Below are 6,394 nucleotides of genomic sequence, written 5' to 3'. Positions count from 1 at the left end.
GCGGATATGGGCTTTAAACGCAATAAACACCCCTAAATCTAATTCAATTTTGAGGGGTCAGTATGCGCCAGTATATCCAGTTGTTTCACCAAACATCAAATTCACATTCTTTAATACACCAGTTGCAGCTGTCGGATCATAAAATGACATCTACCTCAGGAAAGAAAATTAAAGGTAACATTATAAAATCGTTCTATGGACTAGCCAGCATTCTGGCGCAGGTGGATCCTAATCCCGTATTTGTGCCTGGTAAGCTGATACCTAGAAATGAAATAGTATCTTTTGAATATTGGTGGAACCAAGAGATAATTTTAACAGACAGCAATGGACATGATTTCACGAGAAGGGATATAGTTTTGTATGTTGCAAATAAAGATGGGGGCGGTCATGTTGATTCAGAGGTAAAAAATGAGTTTTACACGATTAAGTCAGGGCAAACATCAGGTATAGTCTTCGTAAAAGGAGGAATTACCTATACATTTAGTCCGTTAATAGCGACTATCAGACAAATCGCTCAAGAAGTTATTCTGTCTTTTCCAGATGAATACTTAAAGGAAAAATAACTGCAAATATAGTTTATTTTAGTGGACAGTATTTTAACATCATTATATAAACCAAAAAATGTGGCTTTTCTCTTAAAAATATTCAGTTTAAAAGTAGCTAATATGTTCTGAAAGAAAGTCCCACTTCCCTGCGTAGAAAGAATATGCTATCTTTATACAACTTATCATAAATATAAAGTCCACGTATTTCTGTCCGCATATTGTCCGGAAAACAAAATAACCTACTGAAAATCAGCAGGTTATTTTATTAAAAGTCGGGATGGCCGGATTTGAACCGACGACCTCCAGCACCCCATGCTGGCGCGATACCGGGCTACGCTACATCCCGAATTTTTTGGATGACAAACTTATATAAAAAATACCGAAATCGCAATTTTTATAGCCTTTCCACCTTTCGTATTTGAGCAAATAACTATTCACTTCATTGAATAGCTTTCAATTAAGTTACCACTGCTAACCTAAAGTTACCCCATTCTCCCTATGAAACACCCATAAAAAAGATAAAGAAGTTAATTAAAATATAGATACATCCCAAGATTTACCGTAAATGTGCCGTAAAATGACCGTAAATTTGTCGTAAAATATACGATGAATTTACGGTATATTTACGGATAAATTACGTTCAACTCTATGATTTGTATAAGTTCATTATTAGTTTTATCAGTATTTGTTATATGTTTTAGACATAATAGTGTTACAGGGCATTATACAGAAAGCTCCTTCTCTTAAATCAGCGATTATCTCAATGATCCTCCGTTTTTTACATGCCAAAGATTGTACCTTTGTAATAAAAACAGATATGCCCGCTTCTAAAATAAATTTCTTTACCGAGGACACACAATACACGCTAAAAAACAAGCTAGCGATAAAGCAGTGGATAAAAGATACTATTACTGGGGAAGGCTTTAAGCTGGGTGAAATAAGCTTTATTTTCTGTTCTGACGAATACCTGCACAAAATTAATGTGGAGTATTTAGACCATGATACCTACACCGATATCATTACATTTGACAATAGCGAGGACGATGAATGGATTGCAGGTGATATTTTTATCAGTGTAGAAAGGACTAAAGAAAATGCACATAAATTTGCTGTCCCGGAAATCGATGAACTACACCGCGTTATTATCCATGGGGTTTTACACCTATGTGGTTATCTCGATAAAAAAGCTGATGACAAAAAGTTGATGACAGAAAAAGAGAATGAATACCTATCTAAAAGAGCCTTTGTATAAAAAAGAAAAGGGATCTAAATAGATCCCTCTTGCTAGTCTATGTCCCTTTTTTAGTCTCTGGATCTTAACAAAATACTGGCATAATATACCAAGGTTGCCAACGATGATAAAGCGGCTACCACATACGTCATTGCTGCCCACCATAAGGCATTTTTCGCGCCATCATGCTCTTGCCTGCTCGCCATAATACCTTTATTTGCTTCTAACCAAGCTAATGCCCTGTTAGAGGCGTCGAATTCAACCGGTAAAGTGACAAAGCTGAACAGCGTAACCAAGGCCAATGCTGCAACCCCTACAGCGAGCACAACAATGTTACCCGAAAAGATCGCCAACATGACACCGATCATCAACGTCCAGGAAGTCAATGTAGAAGCTACATTAACCACGGGCACCATAGCCGATCGGAATTGTAGCCAAGAATATGCTTTGGCGTGCTGTACCGCGTGGCCACACTCATGCGCTGCCACGGCCGCCGAGGCAACGCTTCGTCCACTGTATACCTCCGGACTTAGGTTCACCGTCTTGTCTGCCGGATTGTAGTGGTCTGTTAATCTACCCTCTACAGAAACGACCTTCACGTCATAAATGTTATTGTCGTGCAACATTTTCTCAGCTATGTCTCTGCCAGACATACCGCTGCTTAATGGCGTTTCGGAATGTTCCTTAAACTTGCTCTTGAAGCGCCACTGAACAATAAAACTTATAACTGCAATACCAATTAATAACAAATATTCTCCTGCCATTTCTTTTACTATTTACTGATTTACATCAAACCGTATACCGATATTTCTCGATTTTGGTTTTCTAACTAATATAGGTATTTTCTGGTAAAATTACTACACAAAAATTAGAGTCAAATTAAAACAACTGACACTATCTGCCAATATATCAACCTTATACTGAATGGTACTGACAATTTATCCGACCAAATAGCGACTTTATCAAATAGGACCTGCCTTATAGCCGAATCAATTTTTCTGTCTACCTTTGTGCAAAACAACCAATATGGAAAATTTGTTAATAGTCGTTTTATTAATAGTGCTGCTTTTCTTTCTGTACAAACTCACACAACGTACCAATCAACCAAGTGTCGATGGATCCACCGACGCTCAGAAAGAGCGTGATGAGCTTCTCATTAAGATTGCAAAGGCCGAACAACAGGCAGCGAGTTATCGACTGGAAAACGAACGTCTATTGAACGAAGTTAAAACGGAACGTGAAAAGGCCGCCGCTGCTGAGCGCACTATCGAAAGCTTAAATGCTTATTTCGAATCGCAACAGGAAAAGCTGAATGAGCAAAAATTAGAGATCGCTACAATAAAAGGGCAGTTTAATAAAGAGTTTGAATTGATCGCCAATAAAATACTGGAGGAAAAAACGCTAAAGTTTACAGAAACTAACCATAAAACCATCAATCAGCTTTTGGATCCGTTGAAACAAAATATCAAAAGCTTTGAAGAGAAAGTTGAAAAGACTTATAGCCACGAAGCTGCAGAGCGAAATTCACTGAAGGGTGTTGTGATGCAGCTGATGGAACAAAGCCAGCTTATTAAAGATGAAGCGATTAATTTAACCCGCGCACTCAAGGGCGATCAAAAAAAGCAGGGTAATTGGGGTGAAGTGGTACTGGAACGCGTACTTGAACGATCAGGATTGGTTAAAGGCAATGAGTACCGCTTGCAGGCTAGCTTTCATACAGCGGATGGCAAACGAATGCAGCCCGATGTTATCATTGATCTACCGGATGAAAAGCATTTAGTAATCGATGCAAAGGTATCGTTGATCGCTTATGAGCGATGGGTAAATGCGGATATTGATGAGGAGAGAGAAGTGTTTGCCAAACAGCATATTAATTCGATAAAAAACCATGTGACTGAACTTTCCCGGAAAAACTACCAAGATCTATATAAAATCAATTCTCCTGATTTCGTCTTACTGTTCATGCCTATAGAATCTGCTTTCAGTATGTCGATTACGATAGATAGTGAATTGTTTAGTGATGCTTGGGACAAACGCGTCGTGATCGTAAGCCCTTCCACCCTATTGGCAACCCTTCGAACCATCGCGAGTATCTGGAAGCAAGAGCGCCAAACACGCAATGTATTAGAGATAGCGAGGGAAGCCGGGGCGTTATACGATAAATTCGTCGGCTTTACAGAGGACATGGACAAAATAGATAAACAAATCACCATACTGGCCAGAACGCATGAAGACGCGAGAAAGAAGCTCGAAACTGGAAAGGGCAGCGTAATCTCTAAGGTTGAGAAATTAAAAAGATTGGGCGCGAAAGCGAGCAAACAGATTGATATCACCTTGTTTGATGAAGAGAAACTCATTGAAGACTAATCAGTTTCACGTGAAACCGATTAGTCTTCATTATCATCTCTATTAAAAAGGGGATCAACTAAAAAAACTATTAATTAAATGCATTCCACCCTTGGGCCGTGATGGGATGCAAATTGCCACTTTTTGACACCAAGTTACATCCTGCGGACTCCTCCATGATATGGCCTATGACACTAATATCTAAATCGCCCTTAATTTTCTCGTAGTCGGCCTGTTTAATCGTAAATAGCAGCTCATAATCTTCTCCGCCACTGAGGGCACAAACAGTCGGATCAAGTCCGAACTCACGGGCCGTATCATAAGTCATCTGGTCGATCGGAATTTTTTCTTCATACAACCTACAGCCTTTTGAAGACTGCCGACAAATGTGTAAGATTTCCGACGCCAGTCCGTCAGAAACATCAATCATCGACGTAGGTTTTATCTGAAGATCTTTTAGTAACTGAACAACATCGCGCCTTGCTTCGGGTTTCAACTGTCTTTCCACAATATAATCCTTTCCTTCTAAATCCGGCTGGATGTTCGGGTTTTCCAAAAATATCTGCTTCTCTCTTTCCAATAGCTGCAAACCTACATAAGCGCCACCGAGGTCGCCGGAAACACATATTAAATCGCCTTCTCCTGCCCCGTTTCTGTATGTAACGCTAACGGGATCTGCATAACCTATACTGGTAACGCTTATAACCAGTCCCTGTTTAGAAGAAGAAGTATCTCCTCCTATCAGATCTACATCATACTTTTTACAGGCCAAAATAGCACCTGCATAGAGCTCTTCAACAGCTTCAAGCGGAAACTTGCTCGACAAACCTATAGAAAACGTGATCTGTGAGGCGATACCGTTCATCGCGTAAATATCACTTAAATTTACCTGCACAGCTTTGTAACCCAAGTGTTTAAGTGGTACATACCGCAAATCGAAATGTACACCTTCCAGCAACAAATCGGTCGATATAAGCGTCTGTTTTCCTTCATGCTGGATAACAGCCGCGTCATCCCCTATTCCCTTAATCGTGGACGCCTCCTTAAGCTCAATTGATTTACTGATTAAATCAATCAGCCCGAATTCACCCAACTTTTCTAAACCGGTATTCTCTTTATTATCAAACATGTATAATCACTAATGTTAATAAGTCTTTATGCTAAAGTCCGAATTGTGCTGATATTTCAAGCATACGTTCTATTGGTCTACGGGCTCTGTTAATGACATCCATAGGAAGATCGATTTCCGGAAGCTCGAACTTGATGGCATTATAGAGTTTTTCCAAGGTATTCAACTTCATATGTGGACAATCATTGCAGGCACAAGCGTTGTTTGGCGGAGCCGGTATAAACGTTTTTTCCGGATTAGCCTTTTGCATTTGGTGGATAATACCCGACTCCGTTGCCACAATATAGGTATCAGCGTCGTTTTGGATCGTATATTTCAACAACCCTGTTGTGGATCCAATATAATCAGCCTGCCTCAAAATATGTTCTTCACATTCCGGGTGGGCAATGAATTTGGCACCTGGATATTGCGCCCTTAAACGATCGATCTTCTCTTGAGAGAATATCTCATGTACCATGCAGGCCCCATTCCAAAGCACTAAATCGCGTCCGGTTTTACGTTTTACATAGTCGCCCAAATTTTTGTCGGGTCCGAAAATAATTTTCTGATCTCTTGGCAAGCTATCCACAATTTGAACCGCGTTCGAGGAGGTACAAACTATGTCGCTTAATGCCTTTAGTTCGGCCGTGCAGTTTACATAAGTGATAACGAGATGGTCAGGATACTGTTCCTTGAACTTCGCAAACAAATGGGGTGGACAACTGTCGGATAAGCTGCAGCCGGCTTTCAAATCGGGCAACAATACCTTTTTTGTGGGCGATAGAATTTTCGCTGTTTCCGCCATAAAGTGAACACCGGCAAAAACGATAATCGATGCATCCGTTTTTGCAGCTTCCTGTGAAAGGCCCAAACTATCTCCGATATAATCAGCTATGTCCTGAATTTCGGGATCTTGATAATAATGAGCCAAGATTACCGCGTTCTTTTCTTTTTTAAGTCGATTAATCTCTTGTACCAAGTCCAACCGAGGATCTATCGTTTCCTCTATATAGCCTTTAGCTGCTAGTTGTTCCGTATAGTTTTCCATTTTCTGAGCCTATTTCACTACACAAATGTACGCAAAGAAAATGAAATTGAATTTTCACCGCTTTTCCACTTTTCAATAAAAACAATAATTCTTTTTATATAAAATCTTCTTATCGT

The 6,394-nt window shown here is 39.8% G+C and carries 6 protein-coding genes and 1 tRNA gene; 3 read left to right on the top strand and 4 right to left on the bottom strand.

The window, feature by feature from the left end:
* Nucleotides 1-62 precede the first annotated feature (62 nt).
* A complete protein-coding gene (locus EPX21_RS07330) occupies nt 63-563 on the top strand; it encodes a hypothetical protein (RefSeq protein WP_134089017.1) in 501 nt (166 codons plus the stop codon).
* A 254-nt stretch (nt 564-817) separates the two neighbouring features.
* Here EPX21_RS07330 and EPX21_RS07325 read toward each other — a convergent pair.
* Nucleotides 818-891 (bottom strand) — tRNA-Pro (locus tag EPX21_RS07325).
* 471 nt (nt 892-1,362) lie between these two features.
* Between EPX21_RS07325 and ybeY the strand changes: the two genes are divergently transcribed.
* Entirely contained in the window at nt 1,363-1,797 is a 435-nt protein-coding gene (gene ybeY, locus EPX21_RS07320) for an rRNA maturation RNase YbeY (protein ID WP_134089016.1), read from the top strand.
* Between the two features lie 50 nt (nt 1,798-1,847).
* Here ybeY and EPX21_RS07315 read toward each other — a convergent pair whose 3' ends face one another.
* Complete coding sequence (locus tag EPX21_RS07315) at nt 1,848-2,540, bottom strand: zinc metallopeptidase (RefSeq protein ID WP_134089015.1); 693 nt, start codon at nt 2,538-2,540, stop codon at nt 1,848-1,850.
* A 262-nt stretch (nt 2,541-2,802) separates the two neighbouring features.
* Here EPX21_RS07315 and rmuC point away from each other — a divergent pair, with 262 nt between their 5' ends.
* Nucleotides 2,803-4,143 (top strand): DNA recombination protein RmuC, encoded by a 1,341-nt coding sequence (gene rmuC / locus EPX21_RS07310; protein ID WP_134089014.1) that lies wholly within the window; start codon nt 2,803-2,805, stop codon nt 4,141-4,143.
* 70 nt (nt 4,144-4,213) lie between these two features.
* On the opposite strand, the gene thiL is transcribed toward rmuC, so the two are convergent.
* Both thiL and nadA read right to left on the bottom strand, forming a co-directional pair.
* Nucleotides 4,214-5,251: a thiamine-phosphate kinase gene (gene thiL / locus EPX21_RS07305; RefSeq protein WP_134089013.1), complete on the bottom strand. Its 1,038-nt coding sequence runs from the start codon at nt 5,249-5,251 to the stop codon at nt 4,214-4,216.
* A 31-nt stretch (nt 5,252-5,282) separates the two neighbouring features.
* Entirely contained in the window at nt 5,283-6,278 is a 996-nt protein-coding gene (nadA, locus tag EPX21_RS07300; protein WP_134089012.1) for a quinolinate synthase NadA, read from the bottom strand.
* Between the last annotated feature and the right edge of the window lie 116 nt (nt 6,279-6,394).

Source organism: Olivibacter sp. XZL3, from assembly GCF_004368405.1.
Taxonomy (GTDB): Bacteria; Bacteroidota; Bacteroidia; order Sphingobacteriales; family Sphingobacteriaceae; genus Olivibacter.
This window is presented reverse-complemented; position numbering and strand designations above follow the sequence as displayed.

What these genes read in the sequence shown, in the direction of transcription:
- EPX21_RS07330 (WP_134089017.1), top strand. Translation starts at nt 63, where the DNA reads ATGCGCCAGTATATCCAGTTGTTTCACCAAACATCAAATTCACATTCT.
- ybeY (WP_134089016.1), top strand. Translation starts at nt 1,363, where the DNA reads ATGCCCGCTTCTAAAATAAATTTCTTTACCGAGGACACACAATACACG.
- EPX21_RS07315 (WP_134089015.1), bottom strand. Translation starts at nt 2,540, where the DNA reads ATGGCAGGAGAATATTTGTTATTAATTGGTATTGCAGTTATAAGTTTT.
- rmuC (WP_134089014.1), top strand. Translation starts at nt 2,803, where the DNA reads ATGGAAAATTTGTTAATAGTCGTTTTATTAATAGTGCTGCTTTTCTTT.
- thiL (WP_134089013.1), bottom strand. Translation starts at nt 5,251, where the DNA reads ATGTTTGATAATAAAGAGAATACCGGTTTAGAAAAGTTGGGTGAATTC.
- nadA (WP_134089012.1), bottom strand. Translation starts at nt 6,278, where the DNA reads ATGGAAAACTATACGGAACAACTAGCAGCTAAAGGCTATATAGAGGAA.